We start from the raw sequence: 22,527 nt of genomic DNA on the forward strand, positions 1-22,527 counted from the left end.
ATGGGGCTTATCGCGCGACAGGCATCTCAACCAGCTTGACTTGGTTGACTGCCGCATCCGGCAAGGACACGCGCCCGCCTTGGAAATAAATCTGAAGCTTTTGCAAATTCGCGCTCGACACTTGCCAAGGTGAGACACCGTAAACGCTACGATTTTCACCAGCTTTGAGCTGCAAAACTGTGGCTTGCTTGTTGCCATCCACCACGCAAATCTCGGCATTTGCATTGCTCACCAAGTAGACATAACGGCCTTCTTTGTGAGCCGTAAATGGGGTCAACTGTGGCATGGCCTCACTGGAATACGCGCACGCTCCCGCCTGAGTAACCATGTTTGCAGAGGCCGCCACCACTGGTGCCACAACAGCCGTCGCAGCGACCGCAGGTGCAGAGGCTGGTATGACTGGCGTTGAAGCCGCAGGCACCACCACGGCAGGCGGCAGCTCTGCAGCAGAAGAAATTGGCACGGGTTGAACAGGTGAAGGCGTGGTTGGTGTAGCAGCTGCCTCACCCGAGTTTTGAGGACTGTTCAAAAGAAACAAAACAACGGCGATGACCAGCAGCAACAGCGCACCCAACGCTTGTTTGTGCCCATTCAACTTGGCAAATCCGGCACGCACAAGGTCTGACGATGAGCGTTGCAGTGAGGGCTGCTCGCTCATGGCCACAATTTGATCCAAGGTGGCCAGATGGGCATCAGCCACTTGGGCTGCATCGCGCAAGGCTTCGGGCAGCTCCACGGTAGGCGGCTCAGCCCCCAAAATCATCAACAATCTTTTGTAGGCTTGACGTTTGATGGCATCAGAGTAGAAGAAGCCATCGCTGGCATCGGTCTCAAGCTGACGCACCTGAGCAATGGACAAACAAGAGATGCGTGCCAACACGAACAAGTCCATTCCCGCAGCCTCGCGCAAAGCACGGAGGTATTGGGGATCGCATGTGTCGTACACACTGCGCTTAGTTTCTATAGCTTGATTGGTTGTCATGATTGACAGTTTTGTCACAATTTGTCAAAAATTAATAAGGTACTGTCGCTGTGCATGCAGCGGCCGTCAATACGCCAGCTGGCGTATAAAACTTTAATACTAACCTCAATTAAGACGTCACCCATTTAAACTCTGTGGAGTTTTTTACTGAATTACCCTATGCGCCCCATTCGCCGTCAATACGAAGATTTCATGCAACACGTGGACAGCCACGGTGTCGCCAAGACCGACCGCACGGGCACAGGGACCAAAAGCGTGTTTGGCCACCAAATGCGGTTTGACCTGAATGAGGGTTTTCCGCTGGTGACGACCAAAAAGGTTCACCTGCGCTCCATCATCCAAGAGCTGCTGTGGTTTCTGACAGGTTCAAGCAACAACAACTGGCTCAAAGAACGCAACGTGTCCATCTGGGACGAATGGGCACGTGAAGACGGCGACCTCGGCCCCGTGTACGGCGTGCAATGGCGCAGCTGGCCTACCCCAGACGGTGGCCACATCGACCAAATTCAGCAAGTCATGGACACGCTGAAAAGCAACCCCGACAGCCGCCGCATCATCGTGAGTGCGTGGAACGTGGCTGAGCTCGACAAGATGGCCCTCATGCCTTGCCATGCGTTCTTTCAGTTCTACGTCGCACCTGCGCAAAACCCAGGCGAAAAAGCCAAGCTCAGCTGCCAGCTGTACCAACGCAGTGCCGACATCTTTTTGGGCGTGCCATTCAACATCGCGAGCTATGCCTTGCTCACCCACATGGTGGCCCAACAGTGCAACTTGGATGTGGGCGATTTCATTTGGACCGGCGGCGACTGCCACATCTACAGCAACCACCACGAACAAGTGGCGCTGCAACTCAGCCGCGAACCGTTTGCCTATCCCACACTGCACATCAAGCGCAAACCCGACTCCATCTTCGACTACCAGTTTGAAGACTTTGAGGTGTTGGACTACCAATGCCACGGGGCCATCAAAGCCCCTGTGGCGGTGTGAACGCGGCGGTTAAAGATGGCTTTGAATTTGATTTTTGCGCGCGCGCGCAATGGCGTGATTGGCAAAGACAACACCCTGCCTTGGCACTTGCCTGAGGACTTGGCCCACTTCAAACAAACCACACTCGGGCAACCCGTGGTGATGGGGCGCAAAACGTGGGAATCCTTGCCGCCTAAATTTCGCCCCCTGCCCGGCCGCACCAACATTGTGGTGACGCGGCAAACCGATTGGCAGGCCGACGGCGCCGTCGTGGCTCACTCCATCGAAGAAGCCGTGCAGCACTGCCCTGCGGACGCACAGGTGTGGGTGATTGGCGGCGCTGAGGTCTACGCACAGGCCATGCCTTTGGCCTCTCGCGCGGTCATCACCGAAATCGATGCCGACTTTGAAGGCGACGCCTTTGCCCCCACCTTCGATGCCAACTGGCAAGAAACCGCACGCACCACGCACGTGGCTGCCAACGGCTTGACCTACAGCTTGGTGACCCTCGCTCGCACCCGTTAAGCCAAGCGCCGCTTGGGCTGCGCTTGACCTCAAAAGAACACACACATGCAACTCGCTACCTGGAACGTCAACTCACTCACCGTGCGCTTACCGCAAGTGCTGGACTGGTTGGCGGCCAACCCCGTCGATGTTTTGGTGCTGCAAGAAACCAAAACCACAGACGACAAATTCCCGCATGAGGCCATTGAGGCCGCAGGTTACAAGGTCGCATTTTTCGGCCAGAAAACCTACAACGGCGTCGCCCTGCTTTCGCGCAGCGAAGCCACCGATGTGGTGAAAAACATCCCCGGCTTTGAAGACGACATGGCCCGCGTGATTGCTGGCACAGTCGACGGCGTGCGCGTGGTTGGCGCGTACTTCCCCAACGGCCAAGCGCCCGACAGCGACAAGTTTGTTTACAAAATGCGTTGGCTTGAGGCCTTGCAAAACTGGCTGCGCGAAGAGCTCAAACAACACCCCAAGCTGGTGTTGATGGGCGACTTCAACATCACCGTCGATGACCGCGATGTGTGGGACCCGGTGGCCTTGAAAGACACCATCCACTGCACCGTAGAAGAGCGTGACCACTTCCAAGCCTTGATTGACTTGGGCACACACGATGCTTTCCGCTTGTTTGAACAAGCCGAGAAAAGCTACAGCTGGTGGGACTACCGCGAATTTGCATTCCGTCGCAACCGCGGTCTGCGGATTGACCACATCTTGGTCAGCGATGCCTTGAAAGCGTCGACTCAAGCCTGCGTGATTGACAAAGCACCGCGCAAAAACGAGCGGCCCAGCGACCACGTGCCTGTCATCGTGACGCTGGGCTGATCACGCGCGTGGGCGTTTCTTAGTCGTCCAAGCCCAGCTCTTGAATTTTTCGCGTGATGGTGTTGCGGCCAATGCCCAGCTTTTGCGCCGCCTCAATGCGACGGCCCCGCGTGTTGACCAAGGCGGTTTGAATCAACCGCGCTTCAAAACGGTTGACCAACACATCCCACACATCCGTGCGGCCAGCCACGAGCAAGCTCATGGCTTCGGCTTCTAAGCCCTGCTCCCAATCGGCACCAGGCATGTTGAGCACCACGGGTGCCGTGCCCTCCCCTGTTGTCGTGACCGCAGGTGCGGCATGGCTGAGCTCTTGAGCCACAGGCGCGCTGAAACCCGATGTGTCTTGCCCTGTGTGGCTCAAAGCGGCCAAGGCATCGGCAGACAAGGTCACTTCCGGTGGCAAGTCTTTGGGCTCAATCACTTGCGCAGGCGCCATCACGGTCAGCCAATGGCAAATGTTTTCAAGCTGACGCACGTTGCCGGGAAACGAGAACTGGTTGAGCACTGTTTGTGCAGATTCAGAGATGCGCTTGGGCTCCACGCCCAATTGTTGTGCACTCTGCTGCAAAAAGTGGCGCGTCAACGTGGGGATATCTTCGCGGCGTTCACGCAAAGCAGGCAAACGCAAACGAATCACGTTCAAGCGGTGAAACAAGTCTTCGCGGAACACACCGTCTTTGACGCGTTTTTCCAAGTCTTGATGCGTCGCTGCAATCACACGCACATTTGCTTTGATGGCGTTGTGGCCGCCCACGCGGTAGTACGTGCCGTCACTCAACACACGCAGCAAGCGGGTTTGCAAATCAAACGGCATGTCGCCGATTTCATCAAGAAACAAGGTGCCGCCCTCGGCCTGCTCAAAGCGGCCTCGGCGTGTGGTTTGCGCACCGGTGAATGCACCACGTTCGTGCCCGAAGAGTTCGCTCTCCAGCAAATCTTTCGGAATCGCCGCCGTGTTGATCGCGACGAATGGGCCTTTGTTGCCCGCATCACCGCGGGGCGAATGTTTGTGCAAGGCGCGTGCGACCAGCTCTTTGCCAGAGCCGCTCTCGCCGGTGATCATCACTGTCACATTGCTTTGGCTCAAGCGGCCAATGGCACGAAACACATCTTGCATGGCGGGCGCTTGGCCCAGCATCTCAGGCGTGGCGTCTTGTTGCTCGGTTTGCGCTTGTTCGCGTTGGCTTTCGTCCAAGGCGCGGCGAATCAGCTCCACCGCTTTGGGCAAGTCAAAGGGCTTGGGCAAGTACTCAAACGCACCGCCTTGAAAGGCCAACACCGCGCTGTCCAAATCTGAAAAGGCGGTCATGATGATGACGGGCAACGCAGGCAAACGCTCCTTAACCTTGGTCAGCAAGTCCAAGCCCGAACCACCAGGCATGCGAATGTCGCTGACCAAAATTTGTGGGCCATCCTCCTCGCTCACCGAGTCGAGCGCTTGCAGCACCTCGCGGGGGCTGGTGAAGCTGCGGGTGGGCAGGTTCTCGCGCAACAGCGCTTTTTCCAGCACGAAGCGAATTGACTGGTCGTCGTCCACAATCCAAATCGATTTCATCTCGGCACTTTCTGTTTCTAAGTTAGAGGCCACGCGAGGTGTCAGGGTAGCGGGATCAGAATTTTGAAATCTGTTCGTCCCGGCACACTGTCACACTCAATCAAGCCATGGTGCTGTTGCACAAATGTTTGTGCCAAATTCAGTCCAAGGCCAGAACCGCCATCTCGACCAGAAACCAAGGGGAAAAATAACCTGTCCTTGATTTCTTCCGGAATGCCGGGCCCGTTGTCTATCACATGCAATTCCAGTGCCAACCGATAGCGTTGTTTGCCAAAAGTGACTTGTCGGTTGATGCGGGTGCGCAAAACAATCTCAGCATCGCCCTCGGCCACCCGTTCAGCCAGCGCTTGGGCCGCGTTGTGCACGATGTTGAGCACCGCTTGAATGAGCTGCTCACGGTCACCACGGAACTCGGGGATAGACGTGTCGTAGTCACGCACCATGCGCAGACCTTTGGGGAACTCAGCCAAGATCAGGCTGCGCACGCGCTCGCACACCTCGTGGATGTTGACGTCGCCCACCACATGCGGGCGGCGATGCGGTGCCAGCAGACGGTCCACCAACACTTGCAAGCGGTCTGCTTCGTGGATGATGACTTGGGTGTATTCGATGAGGTCTTTGCTTTCGACCTCCATTTGCAGCAACTGCGCTGCGCCACGGATGCCACCCAACGGGTTTTTGATCTCGTGAGCCAAATTGCGAATCAGCTCTTTGTTGGCTTGGGCTTGGTCAATCAAGCGTTCCTCGCGGTCTTGGCGGGTTTGCTGCTCTAGGGGCAGCAACTCCACCAGCACTTCTCCCGCCACATCCGTGGGGGCCACGATCACGTGGACTGGCATGGGGTCTTGCAGCGGGCGGCGCAAATGAGCGTCATAACGCATGGTGGCAAAGGCGTTGGTCTGCGCACCTTGCAAGGCGTTTTGAAACGACTGCGTCTCACTGAAATAACCTGCCAACGCAGACCCTTCAATGGTTCGCCGCGATACGCCCATCACATCTTCGAGCGCGGCATTGGCAAACACCACCACGCCATCGGTGCGCACAACAGCGACCAAAGTCGCCAACAAATCAAAGGCTTGTGCGTAATTGGGTTGAAATTTAGAAACAGACGTCATGGCTTGCCCCCCGTTTGTGACGCCATGGGCTGGCGTGAGAGTTCGCGCTGCAAGCCCGCCACATCGGCTTCCACACGTTGCAAGGCAACACGCAGTTGTGTCAAGCGATCTTGGTATTTTTGGGGTTGGCGAAACTCATCGGCGCGCCGCTCGGGCTCGCCGTTGTTCCACTCGCGCAGCAACTCAGCATGTTGCTTCTGCGCTTTTTGTAATTCAGCTTGCAGCACCGCTTGGGCCTGTGTGTCCCGTTGGCGCTGGTCAGCGGCATCAACTTTGACGGCTGTTGAAGCAGTGCTCGCGCTATGCGACGCCGCCTGCGAACCTTGCACACGCGTGCCCTCGATCACGGTCACGCTGCCGCCAGCCAAAGGTTTGCAATTGAGTGCTGGATCTGGCTGGTTGGTGTACGCATTGCCACAACGGTAAATGCGTTGCGGCTCAGACGTCGCCTCGGCTGGCCACGCCACCAAGCAGATGCTGAACAAAGCAAGATCACGAATGAGGAGGGACAAAAGTGGGCGCATGAAAAAGTGTTGGTTAAAACAAAAAAGGACGGCTTGCGCCGTCCTCTTATTGCACTTGCCGTTGCAACGAATTACAGCGAGTAGTACATGTCGTATTCGACAGGAGACACTTCCACGCGGCTGCGGGTCACTTCTTGCATCTTCAATTCGATGTAAGAGTCGATCCACGAGTCGGTGAACACGCCGCCTTTGGTCAAGAAGGCGCGGTCTGCGTCGAGGGCTTCCAAAGCTTGGTCCAAGCTAGAGCACACGGTTGGCACCAACTTGTCTTCCTCTGGAGGGAGGTGGTACAAGTCTTTGGTCGCTGCTTCGCCTGGGTGAATCTTGTTCTCGATACCGTCCAAACCAGCCATCAACAAGGCTGCGAAGCCGAGGTAAGGGTTGCACAATGGATCTGGGAAGCGCGCTTCCACACGGCGTGCTTTGTCAGATGCCACGTTAGGAATACGGATCGAAGCAGAGCGGTTCTTGGCAGAGTAAGCCAATTTCACGGGCGCTTCGAAGTGAGGCACCAAGCGCTTGTAGCTGTTGGTACCTGGGTTGGTGATGGCGTTCAAAGCACGTGCGTGCTTGATGATGCCGCCGATGTAGTACAGAGCCAAGTCAGACAAACCAGCGTAGCCGTTGCCTGCGAACAAGTTCTTGCCGTCTTTCCAGATGGACTGGTGAACGTGCATGCCAGAACCGTTGTCGCCAGCGTATGGCTTAGGCATGAAGGTGGCAGTTTTGCCGTAAGCGTTGGCCACGTTGTGGATCACGTACTTTTGCAGCAATGTCCAGTCAGCGCGCTCGACCAAAGTAGAGAACTTGGTGCCGATTTCGCATTGACCTGCGCCAGCCACTTCGTGGTGGTGCACTTCGACGGGGATGCCCACGGACTCGAGCAACAAAGACATTTCGCTACGCATGTCGTGTGTGCTGTCGACGGGAGGCACTGGGAAGTAGCCGCCTTTGACGCGGTTGCGGTGACCACGGTTGCCGCCTTCGATTTTCTCGCCGCTGTTCCAAGGGGCTTCGTATTCGTTGATGGCGTAGAACGTGTTGTTGGGCTCAGTGCTCCAACGCACTTCGTCGAACAAGAAGAATTCTGGCTCTGGACCGAAGTAAGCGGTATCGCCCACGCCAGATTGCTTGAGGAAAGACTCAGCGCGCTTGGCGATCGAACGTGGGTCACGCTCGTAGGCTTTGCCGTCTGTAGGTTCGATCACGTCGCAGATCAAAACCAAAGTGATTTCTTCAAAGAAGGGGTCGATGATGGCGCTGCTTGGATCAGGCATCAACAACATGTCAGAGGCTTCAATGCCTTTCCAACCAGCAATAGAAGAACCGTCAAACGCTTGACCTTCTTCGAACTTGCTTTCGTCGAACTGCGACACGGGCGCAGTGATGTGCTGCCACTTGCCACGGGTATCGGTGAAACGGAAGTCAACGAATTTAACTTCGTTCTCTTTCACCATTTTCATTACGTCTGCGACGGTCTTGGCCATCAAGTTCTCCTGCTAGGGTAGGTTGGGTTAAAAAGTGTTTCGAGGTTGAGGATGCAGTTTCTGTGCCAACATATGCGTCACAGCGACCGCCACCGGCTTCACCGTCAAGGCGCCTATTTTGCACCGAGATTGAATCAAATTGGCCGCAAAAGCGCATTCCAAGCGCTAAACCCCGAAAAACAGGATGCTCTATTTTGGTGCAATTTTGCACCAAAATGGTTCCACGTTACTCACGCACCAATTCGGGGCCGAATTTCAAACCAAAGGTTTGGAGACCTGACAACATGGCTGGGTACGCCAGTGCCACATGGTCTGGCGAGCCTTTCACGCCCAACTCGATGTGTCGGCCATGCTCGGGGTGGTCCACGCTCGGCAAGCTGAACACTTTGACGCCCGGATGGTCCCGCTCCAAGGTCTCCATCAGTGGGGTCAGCGTGGCCTCCATGGAGCCGTAGATGACGATGGATTTTTCAATCCAAGCCGCCTTCTGAAACAAATGCGGGTAATAAGTGTCGAGCACCCATTCCATCATGGGCCAAGCCATGACCGGAAAGCCCGGCACAAAGTGCACCACGCCACCGCCCGCACCTTGGCAGGTAAAGCCTGGGATCTTGTTGTACGGATTGGGAATGATGCGTGCGCCCACGGGGAACACGCCCATGTTGAGACGATGCACGTTGTCATGGCGATCAGGCTCATACGGCACGCCCTGCTCTTTGGCGGTGTCTTGCATGCGTTCACGAATCAGGGCTTCAGCTTCGGGGTGCAGCACGATGTCAAGGCCCAGGGCTTTGCCTGCGCATTGGCGGGTGTGGTCATCAGGCGTTGCACCAATACCGCCGCAGGAAAACACAATGCTGTTACTTTCAAACGCGCGGGCCAAGGTCCGGGTGATGCGCTCAGGCGAATCGCCCACGTAATCCGCCCAGTCGAGCGACAGGCCACGGGCATTTAGCAACTCAATGGCTTTGGGCATGTGCTTGTCGGCACGCTTGCCCGAAAGAATTTCGTCGCCAACGATGATGAGCCCGAACTCAGGTCGGGCTTTAGGCACTGGGGAGTTGTGGTGTGTGTGAGTCATCCGCCGATGCTACCGTGGGTAGCGGCACCGAGGCCCCCATCACCACAGTGTCCGACTCCGCCCGCAGGGCTTCTAACGCACCCAAGCTGTAATGAGCAAACCACAGCGAGGTAAAGGCAAACACCAAGGCATAAATCCAAATGGCCAAGGGAATCAGAACCAAAAATGCAGCAGCAAACAAAGCACCAGAAGCCCATACCAAGCTGGGCAGCGCGCCCATGTAACCGGTCAACACACCGATCAGCAGCAGCCAAACCCTGTGTTTGCGACCAAGCGCCAAACGCTCGTCACGACTGGCATGCGACATCAGTGCGTCGTACACCATGATGCGATAGCTGAGCCAGCCCCAAATGAGCGGCGGCACGATGAACATCAAAGGCGGCACCACCCACAAAGGCAAGGAAATCAGCATGGCCAACAACGCAATGACGGTGGAACCCAAGGTCCAAGCCAAGCTGGTGAGGTTTGTGCCGCCATGCTTGAGCGCCAGGTGTTCAAAGCGACGGTGGACCACCAAATTCACCAACGCGGGCGTCATCATCAAAGACACCGCCAACAAAGACACCACCACCAAAGCAGGCGTGATGGCAAAAATCACCACCAACGGCACCATCACCGCTTGCAATTCACCCGCACCGTTGTCCTGCAGCCAATCCAGCATGCTTTGCAGCACTTGCCAAGAGGCCAGCATCTCGCGTACCCACTCTTGCGTGGGCGCCCAATAGAAATACCCCCAACTCACTGACAACACCAGCAACATGGCAAGGGGCAGCAAAGAGAGGGTGATCACGCGCGGCATCAGGCAGTAAGCCAGTGCGCGCCAAAAAGAATCCAAAAACAAACGCATGCCAAAAGCATACCGCAGCTATTTAACGTGCGGATGAAAAACCTAAGGCTTGCATGAGGCGTTTGATACCCAATCGCTGCTGAGACCAGAAACCTTCGCCGTAATCCACACCCTGCTCCACTTGGTCGCGGATGCCCGTGGGCTCGAAGCGCATATCGAAGTTGGCGGTGCCAAACATGACATCCCACCAAGGCAGAAGGACGCCAAAGTTGTGCCCGCCTAATGCGGCCCCGACGCGGGTCGCTTCACCTGCAGCGCTCATCACTGACTTCAGCTTGGATTCATGCCCTAAACCAATCGCGTGGTGTAGACGATGAAACCGTGGGCTGACCCACAAGCGCTCACCCCACTTACCAAAAGTGACACGCAAATTGGCATGTTGAAAGTTTTCAAACAGCTGCGTGATGGCCACCACCGCCACAAACTGCGTGGGCGCAATGCCAATGAGCTGCGCGATGCACACCCAGATGACGGCGCCGATCAAGTCATCTAACAAGTGGTTGCGGTTGTCGGTCCACTGCGTCATCTGGCGCTGCGAGTGGTGCACCGCGTGCAAGGCCCACCACCAGTGCCATTGGTGTTGGGCGCGGTGCAACCAGTAATTGACAAAGTCAAACACCACCAAATAAATCACAAAGCTGGTGAACGGGCCATCGGTCACGCCCGGCCACAGATCTTCCAAGTGAAAAGTGCCCACGCCTTGCACGCGCAACGCGCCCATGAGCGTGTCCAGCACAGGTTCAATCAACAAAAACAAAACGATGCGGAACAAACCCAAACGGTGAATGAGGGTGTAAATCACATCGGTGTAAACGGCGCGCTTGTCAGTCACCGCCTCGACGGGACGCCAGCGTTGCAAGGGGCCAATCACCAACAACATGACGACAATTTGAAGCAAGCCCACCAGCAGCCAGCCTGTGCCGTCGAACACATCTTCCAAGCGGTTACCCAGGCCTACCGCGAACGCGATGGGCTGCATCACGTCTTCATACAAAGCAGCTTGGGTGTTGGCAAAGAGGTCGATTAACGCGTCCATGTTTTGAATTGTGGATGGTCTTTGAGCGTCGCGAAACAAAACCCTTTGGCTTTGAGGCCTTCAATCAAGGGCTCCAGCACCGCAGGGGCCCACGGGTCTTGGCGCGACCAAATGCCCAGGTGCGCCATCAAGATGTCACCCGAACGGATGCTGCTCAACGCGCGGTGTTGCAGCAGCGCATTGGGGTATTTGTCACTGGGCAACTCATCGCCCAAAAAGCCGGCATCGGCCCATCCGACGTGGGCAAAGCCGCATTGCTTGGCCGCGGTCAATAGCGAGGGGGATGTTTTACCGCCAGGTGCGCGAAACAAAGGCAGGGGTTTGACGCCCGTGATTTGCTCAAGACGCGTGTTGGCAAGTTGCAACTGGTCGCAATAGCGTTGGCTGGTCCAGACCTCGGTTTGGCCCTTGCTAGCGCCAGCTGTGGGGCGCATCTGCCAGCTGCCACGCGGCAAGTCAGAGCGCCAATACACATGGTCAAACGTGTGCGAAGCAAAAGCGTGGCCTTCTGCGCCACGGGCCTTCCACCAAGGGGCCCAATGCTCTCCCAGCGAACCGTCGCCCTCTTTGGTAGGTTCGTTGGCTGCGAAAAAGGTAACTTTGACGTTTTGACGGTTCAACACCTCCGCAATCAGCGGGGCCACGCCCATGTGGCCCGTGTCAAACGTGAGGTACAACGGCTTGCTGCAAGGCGCAGCAGCGTGGGCCACGTGTACAGCGATGCTCAGTGAGGCAAGGAAACCAAAACTTAAGCAACGCATGTGCATCATCAATACCGCTTGGCGTGGTCTAGGGTCCAAATGCCGTGGGGCGATTTGCCAACTTTGACTTGACGCACCAGTTGGCCTGTGGCGATGTCAATCACGCTGACCTTTTTAATCCAACGCGAAGAGACCAACAGCAATTTGCCATCGGCTGTCACTTCCATGCAGTCGGGGCCACCTGGGGCTTTGAACTGCGCCACGGATTCGAGCTTGGTGTAGTCAATCTTGTTGACCGTGTTGGCCACGCGGTTACCCACAAACACGTGACGACCATCGCCCAAGGCACGGAAGGCATGTGCGCCTTCACCGGTGGGAATGTTTTTCACCAGCTTGGCTTGTGGTCCGGTGACGTCATACACCTCCACATGGTCACCGCCCGTCAGGCCGACCAACAGGTGTTTGTCATCGGGCGTTCCAAACACGTCCGCAGGCATTTCGCCTGTTTTGACTCGCCACTTCAAGGTTTGCGTGGCTAGATCGACCGCCACCAACTCGTTGCTGTCTTGCATGGTGGCGTAAGCGGTGGTGCTTTTGGTGTCAATCCAAATGTGGCTGGGCGTTTTGCTCGAAGGGATGCGCTTGGCCAGCGTCAGTTCTTTGCCATCCCAACGGTAAATGTCGATGTGGTTCAAACGGTTGGCCACCGTGACAAACCATTTCATGTCCGGCGAGAAACGGAGTTGGTACGGGTCCAAGGTGCCACGCACCACGCGTTGCACGTCAGCGGTGCGTGGGTCGATGAAAGTGAGTGAGTCGCCACCCGCGTTGGCCACGATGACCGATTTTTCATCGGGGGTCAGGTAGATGTGATGCGGCTCTTTGCCGGTGGCAATGCGACGGGTCTCTTTCCATGTGGCGGAGTCAATCACGCTCACATTCGCGTCTTGCGAGTTCAGCACAAAAATGGGGTTGCCAGCCTGCGCGACAGGGGCTGCTGCCAACAGCAGCGCACTGGCCAAAGCCAGCGTCAAACGTTGAATCAAAAACACAAAAAACACCTTGAAAAATCTGCGTCCAGTGTAACGAGCCAAGCTACGCACACCTGCGCAAAGGGCTTGATTTCAAACGAAATCCGTTTGACCCAACGCAAACAAGCCACGAACGCGGGGAAAAATTAAGCGTTTGTAGCTAGCAGCTTCAGCTCATCTTCGCTGATCCAACGCCACTGGCCCGGCGCCAAATCGGCAGGCAATGGCATGGCGCCAATTTGCGAACGGTGCAGCCCCACCACCTTGTTGCCCACCGCCGCCAACATGCGTTTGACTTGGTGGTACTTGCCCTCGGTCAGGGTCAGGCGCATGTGGTGCTCGGCCACTGCCACACACGCCGCGGCTTTGACGGGCTTGGGTGAGTCGTCCAGCACCACACCATCGAGCAGGCGTTGCACTTGTTTGTCATCCAGCGGGGCGTCCGTGGTCACCTCGTACACCTTGGGCACATGGTGACGAGGCGAACTCATGCGGTGAATCAGCGGGCCATCGTCGGTCAGCACCAACATGCCCGTGGTGTCTTGGTCCAAGCGCCCCACCGCTTGCACGCCTTGGACCGCGCTTTTTTGCGGGCGTTGGCGCAGCGCGGGGGGCAGCAAGGTGTACAGACTGGGCCAAGCCGAAGGCTTGTGCGAACACTCGTAGCCCGCAGGCTTGTGCAGCAACACATAGGCCTTGGCGTGATACGGCCACAGCACGCCCTGCACCGAATACGGGAGGCCTTCGAGCACGTCGATGTCTTCCAGTGCATCGTCACAGGTGACCAAGCCCTCGCCCAAATCGACCTGCACATAACCTTGTTGAATGAGACCTGCGCAAATACGGCGCGTGCCAAAACCTTGGGAATACAAAATATCTTGCAATTGCATGGGGCAATCGTAAACTGAACTCACCATGAAACCCAGCTCACACTATTTGCAATGCCACGGCTTCAACATCCACTACACCGCGTGGGGCGACACCTCGCTGCCCGTGGTCATTGCCTGGCACGGCTTGGCACGCACAGGCCGTGATTTTGATGCGCTGGCCGAGCAGCTGAGCGACGACTACCGCGTGATTTGCCCCGACACCATTGGCCGAGGCCTGAGCCAGTGGAGCCACGCCCCCAAAAACGACTACAGCTTTGCCACCTACGCCCGCATCACGCTGGACTTGATGGATGCGCTGCACATCACCCAAGCCCACTGGATTGGCACCTCGATGGGCGGCGCTTTGGGTTTGGTGTGCGCTGCGGCGTTAGAACTGCCCGCCTTCAAAGGCCGCATTCGCAGCTTGGTGCTGAACGACATCGCCCCTGAAATCTCGGCGACGGCGGTAGACCGTATCAAAGCCTACGCAGGCCAGCCCCCGGCGTTTGACACCGTGCCTGAACTAGAGGCTTTCTTCCGCCAAGCCTATGCACCGTTTGGCTTTCAAACCGATGCGCAATGGACGCACTTGACCGAAACCTCCACCCGCCGCCTGCCCGATGGCCGCGTGACGCCGCACTACGACCCCAACATCACCCAACAGTTTTTCCGCGAAGTGCCTGAGTACCCCATGTGGAACGAATACGATGCGCTGAACATCCCCGTGATGGTGATGCGTGGGGCCAACTCAGATTTAATTTCGCCAGACACCATCCAAACCATGCACACGCGCGGCCCGGGTGCCAAAGGCTTGTTGCGTTCGGAGGAGATTGCGGGCTGCGGCCATGCGCCTGCGTTGAACGTGCCTGCACAGTGGCAGTTGGTGATGGACTTCTTGAAAGCTGCTGGCTAAGCAGGCAAGCGTTCAAGCTGCGACGAAGCCCACAGCGGGTGCTTGTGCATCACAGCAGCAAACGCCTCTGAGTTTTCAAATGTCACCAGCCACTGCGCCAACTGCGGCCAAGGCTGTGCATCAAACCACGCACGGTCTGTGCGTGCAAACTGGCGCACAAATGGCGCCACGCAAGCATCCAACAAACCCCAGCGATGACCCGACAAAAACGCGTGGGTTTGCAAGTGCGCTTGCCACCGCATCAAGACCTCGGCACCTTGTGTGCGGTGCTGCAAGCCATCAATCAAGCCAAAACGCTGCGGATATTTGTAACGGTCTAAATGGGCTTTGAATTCGCCATCGTTCAAAGCAATGCCCGCGTTGGTGAATGTCCATTCGTCAGGCAAGTTGGGCAACCAAGCCTCGGCATCGTTTTGCTGCAACGCCCAGCGCATGATGTCTAAGCTTTGCTCTAACACGTCGCCCGTAGTCAAACACAACACCGGCACCGTGCCTTTGGGCGAGGCCACCAACATGTCGGCGGGCTTGGCTTTCAACGCCACTTCGCGGTGTTCATAAGCGACACCACTCACACGCAAAGCCAAGCGAGCGCGCATAGCGTAAGGACAGCGGCGGAAGGAATAGAGAACGGGAATCACGCCAAGATTGTTGCAGCTTGGCGTCGGCACGGACACCGGGGTGGCTTTAGTCGAGACGAATGCCCTCTTCCATCACCACTTTTTGCCAACGCGAACGCTCTTGTTTGAAGAACGCATCTTGCTCGTCGGGCCGCATGGTCACCACTTCCGCGCCTTGGCCCGTGAGGCGGCTGCGAATTTCGGGGCTGCGAATGACCTTCACCAACTCGGCATGCAGTTTCTCCACGATCGGTTTGGGGGTGGCGGCATTCACCAACACGCCTTGCCAAGTTCCCGACTCAAAGCCGGTCAACCCTTGCTCAGCCAAAGTGGGGATATGGCCGACCAAGGGCATGCGCGTGCCTTTGGAAATACCCAACACTTTGAGCTTGCCACTTTGCACATGCGGCAAGGTGGCCAACATGCCGTTCATCACCACTTGGGTTTGCCCCGCCATCGTGTCGGTCACGGCCTGCACGCCACCTTTGTACGGGATGTACACCCATGACGCACCACTGGCACGTTGCACCGCCACACCGGCTAAATGTGGCGCACTGCCCATGGCCGTCACCGCAAAGTTGATGGGCGTTTTCTTGGACAAGGCCACCAACTCTTGCAAATTATTCGCAGGCACAGACGGATGCACCACCAGCATGTGCGGTGAGTACGCCAACATGCTGACGCCGCGCAAGTCGGTGGAAGGATCAAACGCGAGCTTGGTGTACACCGAGGGGCTGATGGCCAAAGCACCCGTGTCGCAGAGCAACAGCGTCAAGCCATCGGGCTTGGACTTGGCCACAGCGTCTGCGCCTAGGTTGCCATTGGCGCCAGGACGGTTTTCAACCACCACGGTTTGCTTCAGCGCATCCGACAGAGGCTGGCTGATGGCCCGCGCAATGATGTCGGACGAGCCACCGGGCGGGTACGGCACGATGATTTTGATGGGCCCGCTCGGCCAGCTTTGCGCACTGACGCCCAAGCACCAACTGCCAAGCAGCAAGCCCAGAGCGCCCAGCCAATGCCGACGATTTGATGTGGCGTGTGTCATGTTTTGTCTCCTTCGTTTTTGTCTTCAGGTCACAGGCGCGGGGTTGAACAACACCAAGGCGTTGTGCAACTTCCAATGTTCAGCCCAGGTTTTTTTGCGGCCACTGGCCACATCGAGCATGAGCTGAAACAGCTCAGTGCCCACCTCTTCAATCGTCTTGGTGCCATCGGCAATGGTGCCGGCGTTCACATCCATCAGGTCATGCCAACGGCGGGCCAGGTCTGTGCGTGTGGCCACTTTGATGACCGGCACTTCCGCCAAACCATAAGGCGTGCCGCGCCCCGTGGTGAACACATGCAAGTTCATGCCTGCGGCCAATTGCAGCGTGCCGCAAATGAAATCGCTGGCTGGTGTGGCGGCGTAAATCAGGCCTTTTTGTTTGAGCTTTTCACCCGGCGACAACACGCCCGAAATCGGCGCAGAGCCCGACTTGACGATCGAGCCCATGGCTTTTTCCACGATGTTGGACAAGCCACCTTTTTTGTTGCCCGGCGTGGTGTTGGCACTGCGGTCTGCACGGCCACGTGCCAGGTACGCGTCGTACCAAGCCATTTCACGAATCATGGCCTCGGCCACTTCGGGCGTGGTCGCGCGTGAGGTGAGTTGGTCAATGCCATCGCGCACCTCGGTCACCTCGGAGAACATCACGCTCGCGCCAGCGCGCACCAACAAATCGGTGCAGTAGCCCACAGCAGGGTTGGCCGTCACGCCCGAAAACGCGTCGCTGCCACCGCACTGCACACCCACCACCAGCTCGCTGGCAGGCACGGTTTCGCGGCGGCGCAAGTTCAGGCGTTCGAGGTGGCGCGTGGCGGTTTGCATGATGTCGTCAATCATGGACATGAAGCCCACATGTGCATCGTCTTGCAGACACACCACATCAAGCGCTTCACCGCGTTGGTCGTTGATGGGGATGGCACCAGGTGGCATCAAGCGTTCGGGTTGCAATTTTTCGCAGCCCAAACTGACCACCATCACCTCACCGCCAAAGTTGGGGTTGAGGCTGATGTTGCGCAGGGTGCGAATGGGAATCTCTGCACCATCGGCATCAATGGCCACACCGCAACCATAGGTGTGCTCAAGGCCCACCACGTCATCCACATGAGGAAACTTGGGCAACAACTCAGCCTTGATGCGCGCCACGGCAAACTCAACCACGCCCGACACACATTGCACCGTGGTGGTGATGGCCAGAATATTGCGCGTGCCCACAGAGCCATCGGCATTGCGGTAGCCCTCGAAGGTGTAGCCCTCCAGCGGCGGCAAAGGTTCAGGCTTCACGGTGGCTATAGGCAAGTTGTCCAACTCGCGGGCGGACGGCATTTGCAGCAAACGCTCATGCACCCAGCTGCCCGCAGGAATGTCTTTCAAGGCGTAGCCAATCGCAATGCCATAGCGCAGCACCGCACCATTCGCAGGAATATCGACCAACGCCACCTTGTGCCCTTGGGGCACAGCGTCACGCAAGCACAAGCCATCTGGCAACAGGGTGCCTGCGGGCAAACCACCGTGGTTGGCCACAATCGCCACGTTGTCTCGAGGCTGCATGCGGATGGTGAGTGGGGTCATCAAGGTCTCCTATCATTCGGCTCAGGTTCAAAGCCTTTACAAACGCAATGATAGCGGTACCATAATCGAACGTGCAAGTAGACACGCCAAAGAATTTCATGACCGACAAAGAACAGCCCAAACGCTCACGCCGCAGCAGCGGTGCCATCACCCTGCGCGATGTGGCCATGCTCGCAGGCGTGGCCCCCATCACCGCGTCACGGGCCATCAACACGCCCAACCAAGTCTCGCCCGATGTGTTGCGCAAAGTGCAAGAGGCGGTGCAACGCACCGGCTACGTGCCCAACCGCATGGCCGGTGGTTTGGCCTCCTCGCGCAGTCGCCTGATTGCAGCCGTGGTGCCCAGCACGGTAGTGTCGGTGTTCATGGAAACCATCGAGTCTTTGAACGGCACCTTGTTTGATGCAGGCTACCAACTGATGCTGGGCCAATCGGGCTACTCCGCCGAGCGCGAAGAGCTGCTGCTCGAAGCCATCATTGGTCGCCGCCCCGACGGCATTTTCATCACCGGCATCTTGCCGCCAGGCAAGGCGCGCACGCGCTTGCTGGCCTCGGGCATTCCGGTGGTCGAAACCTGGGACTTGACCCCCACACCGATTGACATGCTGATTGGCTTCTCTCACTCGGAAATTGGCCGTGAAGTGGCCCAATTTCTGATGCGCAAAGGCTACACAAAATTTGCCATCGTGCGCGCCGAAGATGAGCGCGCCGACCGCCGCACCGTCGCCTTTCAAGAGACCGTGGCGCAACTGGGTTTGCCCCCTGTGTTTGTCGCCAATGTGGGCGCTTCGCGCTCACTCAAAAGTGGCCGCGAAGCCATGGCCCGTATCTTGGCTGAAGCCCCAGATTCGCAAGCTGTTTTTTGCAGCTCCGACCTGCTCGCTTTGGGCGTCATGACCGAAGCCCGCGCACGTGGCTTGACCGTGCCAGACGACATCGCCGTGATGGGCTTTGGCGATGTGCCTTTTGTGGCCGACATGGTGCCTGCGCTCACCACCGTGCGCATCAATGGCGGGCAAATTGGCACGCTCGCAGCCCGCTTTTTGATGGACCGTGCCGAGGGCCGCACGGTGGATCCGCGCATTGTGGATGTGGGCTTTTCCATCATCGAGCGCGACAGCACAGCCCTAGCGAAAACCCTGACGTAAAAGCATTGACGACCCGTTTTGGCGTGGCTAACATGCGTTCATTCAATTTGGTAGCGCTACCAAATTAACCTCAACGCAAACATCGCACAACCCAAACTTGACGTCACATTTATGGCTACCTCCTCACACATGTACTCACGCCTGTTGCTAACAGGTGCCGCCGGTGGCCTAGGACGTGTTTTGCGTCCGCGTCTGAAAGCGCGCTGCGATGTGCTGCGCGTCAGTGACTTGGGCGATTTGGGCACTGCCCACGCTGGCGAAGAAATCATGCCCGTCCCTTTGCAAGACCGCCCTGCTGTGTTCAAGCTGCTCGAAGGCGTGGATGCGGTGGTGCACTTGGGCGGGATCTCGACCGAGCAACCGTTTGACGACATCGTGCAAGCCAACATCATTGGCGCCTACAACCTGTACGAAGCCGCCCGCACCCACGGCACACGCCGCATCGTGTTTGCCAGCTCCAACCACGTCACCGGCTTTTATCGCCAAGACGAAGTGGTCGATGCCACCATGCCCGTGCGTCCCGATGGGTATTACGGCCTGAGCAAAGCCTTTGGTGAAAACCTCGCCCGCTTTTACTTTGACCGCTATGGCATTGAAACCGTGTGCCTGCGTATTGGCTCTTCATTCGCAGAACCCAAAGACCGCCGCATGCTCGCCACTTGGATGAGCTTCGACGACTTGGAGCGCTTGGTCATTGCCAGCCTCAACTCCCCCGTTGTCGGCTACAGCGTGATTTACGGCATGTCCGACAACAACCACGTGTGGTGGGACAACACCCCCGCCAAACACATTGGCTACCGCCCACTCGACAGCTCTGAGCCGTTCCGTGCCGCCGTAGAAGCCAAGCAACTCACCCTCGATTTGAATGACCCCGCCGTGATTTACCAAGGCGGTGGTTTTGTCAAAGCCGGCCCTTTCTGAATTTCTAACCACAACAGGAGACACCCATGAACGCACGTTCGAATTTGCTCAAGACCTTGGTAGCCACTGCGGCCACCTCGCTGTTTGCGTTGGCGTCACACGCCACCGAATTCCGCTCGTCTGACATTCACCCCGACGACTACCCCACCGTGCAAGCCGTGCGTCATATGGGCGAGATACTGAACAAATCCAGCAATGGCAAGCACAGCATCAAGGTGTTCTCGAAGTCTGCTCTCGGCAACGAGAAGGACACGATTGAGCAAACCAAGCTCGGTGCCATCGCCATGGCCCGCGTGAACGTGGCCCCCATGAACAACATCTGTGCCGCCACCATGGTGCCCACCATGCCCTTCTTGTTCCGCTCGACCGACCACATGCGCAAAGTGCTGGACGGTGCGATTGGTGAAGAAATCTTGAAAGACTGCGAAGCCCAAGGCTTTATCGGCTTGGCGTTTTATGACTCTGGCGCACGCTCGATTTACACCGTCAAGAAGCCCATCAAAACCTTGGCCGATGCCAAAGGTTTGAAGGTGCGCGTGCAACAAAGCGATTTGTGGGTGTCACTGCTCGAAGCCATGGGCGCCAACGCAACACCCATGCCCTACGGCGAGGTGTACACCGCGCTGAAAACCGGTTTGGTCGATGCCGCGGAAAACAACTACCCCTCTTACGAGAGCTCACGTCACTTTGAAGTCGCCAAGTACTACAACAAGACCGAGCACTCGATGGCTCCAGAAATCTTGCTCTTCTCTAAGAAGGTGTGGGACACGCTGTCTGCTGACGAGCAAAAACAAATTCGTGCAGCCGCCAAAGAGTCTGTGACCTACATGCGCAAGCTGTGGGACGAGCGTGAAGCCAAATCTTTGGCCATCGTCAAAGCTGGCGGCGCTGAAATCATCGATGTGGACAAAGCCCCCTTCCAAGCCGCGATGAAGCCTGTGTATGACAAGTTCTTGAAAGACCCCAAGCTGCAAGACATGGTCAAACGCATCAACGCCGTTAAATAAAAGTCATCCATGTACACACGCTTTTGTGCCGCCCTCGCGCGGCTTTGTTTGAAGGTGGGCGTCAGCGGCCTCGTGCTGCTGATTGCCGCTGTGCTCTACCAAGTCATTGGCCGCTACGTGCTCAACGACACGCCCACTTGGGCGGAGAGTGGTGCCGTGTTGCTCGTGCTCTACGTGACCATGCTGGGCATGGCCGTGGGCGTACGCGATGCCGGCCACATTGGCTTGGAATCTTTGTTGGTGCTGGTGCCCGATACCGTGCGCTTGAAGATGGAGTTGCTCATCCACGTCCTCGTTTTAGGCTTTGGCGTGGTGATGGCCTACAACTGTGCCGTGCTGGCACAAAGCGTGTGGGATTACAAAATCCCAACCCTCGGGTTGTCCGAGGCTTTCAAATACGTCCCGCCTGCCATGGCCGGCGTGTTGATTGCCTTGTTTTCTATTGAACACATCATTGCTTTGATTCGCGGTGAAGAGGTGGAGCCATCATGGCATTGACCATTTTGTGCGTGAGCTTCACGCTGCTGTTGCTGCTGGGCGTGCCCGTGGCGTTCTCGATTGGTTTGTCGTCTTTGGCAACCTTGTTGTTTGAAGGCTTGCCTTTGGCGGTGGGTTTTCAACAAATGATTTCGGGCATGAACCCGTTCTCGTTCCTCGCGATTCCCTTCTTCATCTTTGCCGGTGAAATCATGATGTACGGCGGCATCGCCGACAAGATTGTGGATTTCGCCAAGTCGCTCGCCGGTCATGTGCGCGGTGGTTTGGGCATGAGCAACGTGCTGGCATGCACCTTGTTTGGTGGCGTGTCGGGCTCACCCGTGGCCGACGTGTCAGCCATGGGTGCGGTGTTGATTCCGCAAATGAAAAAAGAAGGCTATGACGCCGACTACGCGGTCAACGTGACCACGCATGCGTCCTTGGTGGGCGCCTTGATGCCCACCAGCCACAACCTCATCATCTTCACGCTGGCGGCCAGCGGCAAGGTGAGCATTGCAGCCTTGATTTTGGCGGGCATCGTGCCAGCCATTGTGTTGACCATTTGTAACTTGGTGGCGGCTTATGCCGTGGCCGTGAAGCGCGGCTACCCTGCTGGCACCTTCCCAGGTTGGGCCGTGGTGGGACATTCGTTTGCGCAGTCGTTGCCAGGCCTGTTGGTGGTGGTCATCATCATCGTGGGCATTTTGTCGGGCGCGTTCACGGCGACTGAGTCAGCCTCTGTGGCGGTGATTTGGGCGTTGTTCTTGGCCACGATGGTTTACAAAAAGCTCACCCGCGAACAGTTATTGAAAGCAGCAGCCAAAGCCGTCAAAAGCACGGGCGCGGTGTTGCTGCTGATTGGCATCAGCTCCATGTTTGGCTACTTGATTGGCTTGTACGGTGTGGCTGAATTGACCGGGCAAATGCTGTCGAGCATCAGTGCCACGCCTTGGGTCATCTTCTTGTGCGTGAACGTCATCTTGTTTGTGCTGGGCACCTTTCTCGACATGGCGGCCACGATTTTGATTTGCACGCCCATCTTCTTGCCCATCTGTCAACAAATGGGCATGAGCACCGAGCAATTCGGCATCGTCATGCTCATCAACTGCGCGTTGGGCTTGAACACCCCGCCCGTCGGCACCACCCAGTTTGTGGGCTGCACGATTGGTGAAGTGTCGGTGGGTACCGTGATGAAAACCATTTGGCCGTTCTACGGCGGCCTGATTGCCGCCTTGATGCTGGTCACCTATGTGCCTGCGTTCTCCATGTGGTTGCCCAATTTGATTTTGAAATAACAC

At 57.1% G+C, this 22,527-nt stretch carries 23 protein-coding genes; 9 read left to right on the forward strand and 14 right to left on the reverse strand.

Annotated features, from left to right (window positions below):
• Positions 1-7: 7 nt before the first annotated feature.
• A complete protein-coding gene (locus QMG15_RS08585; protein ID WP_281788258.1) occupies positions 8-982 on the reverse strand; it encodes a helix-turn-helix transcriptional regulator in 975 nt (324 codons plus the stop codon).
• 147 nt (positions 983-1,129) lie between these two features.
• On the opposite strand from QMG15_RS08585, the gene QMG15_RS08590 reads away from it, so the two are divergent.
• The 3 genes from QMG15_RS08590 to xth are packed head-to-tail and all read left to right on the forward strand — an operon-like array spanning position 1,130 to position 3,283.
• Positions 1,130-1,969 carry a thymidylate synthase gene (locus QMG15_RS08590; protein ID WP_281790108.1) on the forward strand — a complete coding sequence of 280 codons (840 nt, stop codon included), beginning with the start codon at positions 1,130-1,132 and terminating at the stop codon, positions 1,967-1,969.
• A 15-nt stretch (positions 1,970-1,984) separates the two neighbouring features.
• Positions 1,985-2,473, forward strand: a complete 489-nt coding sequence (locus QMG15_RS08595) for a dihydrofolate reductase (RefSeq protein ID WP_281788259.1) — start codon at positions 1,985-1,987, stop codon at positions 2,471-2,473.
• A gap of 45 nt (positions 2,474-2,518) precedes the next feature.
• Complete coding sequence (gene xth, locus QMG15_RS08600) at positions 2,519-3,283, forward strand: exodeoxyribonuclease III (protein WP_108401572.1); 765 nt, start codon at positions 2,519-2,521, stop codon at positions 3,281-3,283.
• Positions 3,284-3,302: 19 nt separating this feature from the next.
• On the opposite strand, the gene ntrC is transcribed toward xth, so the two are convergent.
• The 10 genes from ntrC to QMG15_RS08650 all read right to left on the reverse strand — a co-directional run bounded on the left by ntrC (position 3,303) and on the right by QMG15_RS08650 (position 13,550).
• Positions 3,303-4,838 (reverse strand): nitrogen regulation protein NR(I), encoded by a 1,536-nt coding sequence (gene ntrC / locus QMG15_RS08605; RefSeq protein ID WP_281788260.1) that lies wholly within the window; start codon positions 4,836-4,838, stop codon positions 3,303-3,305.
• 41 nt (positions 4,839-4,879) lie between these two features.
• The gene (gene glnL, locus QMG15_RS08610) at positions 4,880-5,953 is read right to left on the reverse strand and encodes a nitrogen regulation protein NR(II) (RefSeq protein ID WP_108359995.1); all 1,074 of its coding nucleotides are present in this window, start codon (positions 5,951-5,953) and stop codon (positions 4,880-4,882) included.
• The gene (locus QMG15_RS08615; RefSeq protein WP_281788261.1) at positions 5,950-6,477 is read right to left on the reverse strand and encodes a hypothetical protein; all 528 of its coding nucleotides are present in this window, start codon (positions 6,475-6,477) and stop codon (positions 5,950-5,952) included. The genes glnL and QMG15_RS08615 overlap by 4 nt, the downstream gene beginning before the upstream one ends.
• Before the next feature lie 71 nt (positions 6,478-6,548).
• Positions 6,549-7,964 (reverse strand): type I glutamate--ammonia ligase, encoded by a 1,416-nt coding sequence (gene glnA, locus QMG15_RS08620; protein WP_281788262.1) that lies wholly within the window; start codon positions 7,962-7,964, stop codon positions 6,549-6,551.
• A 226-nt stretch (positions 7,965-8,190) separates the two neighbouring features.
• On the reverse strand, positions 8,191-9,045 hold the full coding sequence (locus tag QMG15_RS08625; protein WP_281788263.1) for a molybdopterin-binding protein: 855 nt from the start codon (positions 9,043-9,045) through the stop codon (positions 8,191-8,193).
• A complete protein-coding gene (locus tag QMG15_RS08630) occupies positions 9,011-9,892 on the reverse strand; it encodes an EI24 domain-containing protein (protein ID WP_281788264.1) in 882 nt (293 codons plus the stop codon). Before QMG15_RS08630 ends, QMG15_RS08625 begins: the two co-directional genes overlap by 35 nt.
• A 22-nt stretch (positions 9,893-9,914) precedes the next feature.
• Positions 9,915-10,928 (reverse strand): sterol desaturase family protein, encoded by a 1,014-nt coding sequence (locus QMG15_RS08635; protein WP_281788265.1) that lies wholly within the window; start codon positions 10,926-10,928, stop codon positions 9,915-9,917.
• On the reverse strand, positions 10,916-11,689 hold the full coding sequence (locus tag QMG15_RS08640; RefSeq protein ID WP_281788266.1) for a polysaccharide deacetylase family protein: 774 nt from the start codon (positions 11,687-11,689) through the stop codon (positions 10,916-10,918). The genes QMG15_RS08635 and QMG15_RS08640 overlap by 13 nt, the downstream gene beginning before the upstream one ends.
• Positions 11,690-11,697: 8 nt before the next feature.
• Entirely contained in the window at positions 11,698-12,657 is a 960-nt protein-coding gene (locus tag QMG15_RS08645) for a YncE family protein (RefSeq protein WP_233246953.1), read from the reverse strand.
• A 149-nt stretch (positions 12,658-12,806) separates the two neighbouring features.
• The gene (locus QMG15_RS08650; RefSeq protein ID WP_281788267.1) at positions 12,807-13,550 is read right to left on the reverse strand and encodes a 16S rRNA pseudouridine(516) synthase; all 744 of its coding nucleotides are present in this window, start codon (positions 13,548-13,550) and stop codon (positions 12,807-12,809) included.
• Between the two features lie 25 nt (positions 13,551-13,575).
• On the opposite strand from QMG15_RS08650, the gene QMG15_RS08655 reads away from it, so the two are divergent.
• The gene (locus QMG15_RS08655; RefSeq protein WP_281788268.1) at positions 13,576-14,442 is read left to right on the forward strand and encodes an alpha/beta hydrolase; all 867 of its coding nucleotides are present in this window, start codon (positions 13,576-13,578) and stop codon (positions 14,440-14,442) included.
• Here the strand turns inward: QMG15_RS08655 and QMG15_RS08660 are convergent.
• From QMG15_RS08660 to garD, 3 genes are read right to left on the reverse strand one after another with little or no spacing between them, the layout of a single operon-like run.
• Entirely contained in the window at positions 14,439-15,080 is a 642-nt protein-coding gene (locus tag QMG15_RS08660; RefSeq protein ID WP_281788269.1) for a glutathione S-transferase, read from the reverse strand. The genes QMG15_RS08655 and QMG15_RS08660 overlap by 4 nt on opposite strands.
• A gap of 46 nt (positions 15,081-15,126) precedes the next feature.
• Positions 15,127-16,107 carry a tripartite tricarboxylate transporter substrate binding protein gene (locus QMG15_RS08665; protein WP_281788270.1) on the reverse strand — a complete coding sequence of 327 codons (981 nt, stop codon included), beginning with the start codon at positions 16,105-16,107 and terminating at the stop codon, positions 15,127-15,129.
• Positions 16,108-16,131: 24 nt separating this feature from the next.
• Positions 16,132-17,676, reverse strand: a complete 1,545-nt coding sequence (gene garD / locus QMG15_RS08670; protein WP_281788271.1) for a galactarate dehydratase — start codon at positions 17,674-17,676, stop codon at positions 16,132-16,134.
• Between the two features lie 98 nt (positions 17,677-17,774).
• On the opposite strand from garD, the gene QMG15_RS08675 reads away from it, so the two are divergent.
• From QMG15_RS08675 to QMG15_RS08695, 5 genes are all read left to right on the forward strand, one after another.
• On the forward strand, positions 17,775-18,824 hold the full coding sequence (locus QMG15_RS08675) for a LacI family DNA-binding transcriptional regulator (protein WP_281788272.1): 1,050 nt from the start codon (positions 17,775-17,777) through the stop codon (positions 18,822-18,824).
• A 111-nt stretch (positions 18,825-18,935) separates the two neighbouring features.
• Positions 18,936-19,745, forward strand: coding sequence for an NAD(P)-dependent oxidoreductase (locus tag QMG15_RS08680; RefSeq protein ID WP_281788273.1), 810 nt, complete (start codon positions 18,936-18,938; stop codon positions 19,743-19,745).
• Between the two features lie 26 nt (positions 19,746-19,771).
• Positions 19,772-20,752 (forward strand): TRAP transporter substrate-binding protein, encoded by a 981-nt coding sequence (locus QMG15_RS08685; RefSeq protein WP_281788274.1) that lies wholly within the window; start codon positions 19,772-19,774, stop codon positions 20,750-20,752.
• Between the two features lie 9 nt (positions 20,753-20,761).
• Entirely contained in the window at positions 20,762-21,250 is a 489-nt protein-coding gene (locus tag QMG15_RS08690; RefSeq protein WP_281788275.1) for a TRAP transporter small permease, read from the forward strand.
• Positions 21,241-22,524, forward strand: a complete 1,284-nt coding sequence (locus QMG15_RS08695) for a TRAP transporter large permease (RefSeq protein ID WP_281788276.1) — start codon at positions 21,241-21,243, stop codon at positions 22,522-22,524. The genes QMG15_RS08690 and QMG15_RS08695 overlap by 10 nt, the downstream gene beginning before the upstream one ends.
• Positions 22,525-22,527: the final 3 nt, after the last annotated feature.

Source organism: Limnohabitans sp. INBF002, from assembly GCF_027924905.1.
GTDB lineage: Bacteria > Pseudomonadota > Gammaproteobacteria > Burkholderiales > Burkholderiaceae_C > Limnohabitans.

Excerpts from the sequence above, each read along its gene's own strand:
- QMG15_RS08585 (WP_281788258.1), bottom strand. The coding sequence starts at position 982 with ATGACAACCAATCAAGCTATAGAAACTAAGCGCAGTGTGTACGACACA.
- QMG15_RS08595 (WP_281788259.1), top strand. The coding sequence starts at position 1,985 with ATGGCTTTGAATTTGATTTTTGCGCGCGCGCGCAATGGCGTGATTGGC.
- xth (WP_108401572.1), top strand. The coding sequence starts at position 2,519 with ATGCAACTCGCTACCTGGAACGTCAACTCACTCACCGTGCGCTTACCG.
- ntrC (WP_281788260.1), bottom strand. The coding sequence starts at position 4,838 with ATGAAATCGATTTGGATTGTGGACGACGACCAGTCAATTCGCTTCGTG.
- glnL (WP_108359995.1), bottom strand. The coding sequence starts at position 5,953 with ATGACGTCTGTTTCTAAATTTCAACCCAATTACGCACAAGCCTTTGAT.
- QMG15_RS08615 (WP_281788261.1), bottom strand. The coding sequence starts at position 6,477 with ATGCGCCCACTTTTGTCCCTCCTCATTCGTGATCTTGCTTTGTTCAGC.
- glnA (WP_281788262.1), bottom strand. The coding sequence starts at position 7,964 with ATGGCCAAGACCGTCGCAGACGTAATGAAAATGGTGAAAGAGAACGAA.
- QMG15_RS08625 (WP_281788263.1), bottom strand. The coding sequence starts at position 9,045 with ATGACTCACACACACCACAACTCCCCAGTGCCTAAAGCCCGACCTGAG.
- QMG15_RS08630 (WP_281788264.1), bottom strand. The coding sequence starts at position 9,892 with ATGCGTTTGTTTTTGGATTCTTTTTGGCGCGCACTGGCTTACTGCCTG.
- QMG15_RS08635 (WP_281788265.1), bottom strand. The coding sequence starts at position 10,928 with ATGGACGCGTTAATCGACCTCTTTGCCAACACCCAAGCTGCTTTGTAT.
- QMG15_RS08640 (WP_281788266.1), bottom strand. The coding sequence starts at position 11,689 with ATGCGTTGCTTAAGTTTTGGTTTCCTTGCCTCACTGAGCATCGCTGTA.
- QMG15_RS08650 (WP_281788267.1), bottom strand. The coding sequence starts at position 13,550 with ATGCAATTGCAAGATATTTTGTATTCCCAAGGTTTTGGCACGCGCCGT.
- QMG15_RS08655 (WP_281788268.1), top strand. The coding sequence starts at position 13,576 with ATGAAACCCAGCTCACACTATTTGCAATGCCACGGCTTCAACATCCAC.
- QMG15_RS08665 (WP_281788270.1), bottom strand. The coding sequence starts at position 16,107 with ATGACACACGCCACATCAAATCGTCGGCATTGGCTGGGCGCTCTGGGC.
- garD (WP_281788271.1), bottom strand. The coding sequence starts at position 17,676 with ATGACCCCACTCACCATCCGCATGCAGCCTCGAGACAACGTGGCGATT.
- QMG15_RS08675 (WP_281788272.1), top strand. The coding sequence starts at position 17,775 with ATGACCGACAAAGAACAGCCCAAACGCTCACGCCGCAGCAGCGGTGCC.
- QMG15_RS08680 (WP_281788273.1), top strand. The coding sequence starts at position 18,936 with ATGGCTACCTCCTCACACATGTACTCACGCCTGTTGCTAACAGGTGCC.
- QMG15_RS08685 (WP_281788274.1), top strand. The coding sequence starts at position 19,772 with ATGAACGCACGTTCGAATTTGCTCAAGACCTTGGTAGCCACTGCGGCC.
- QMG15_RS08690 (WP_281788275.1), top strand. The coding sequence starts at position 20,762 with ATGTACACACGCTTTTGTGCCGCCCTCGCGCGGCTTTGTTTGAAGGTG.
- QMG15_RS08695 (WP_281788276.1), top strand. The coding sequence starts at position 21,241 with ATGGCATTGACCATTTTGTGCGTGAGCTTCACGCTGCTGTTGCTGCTG.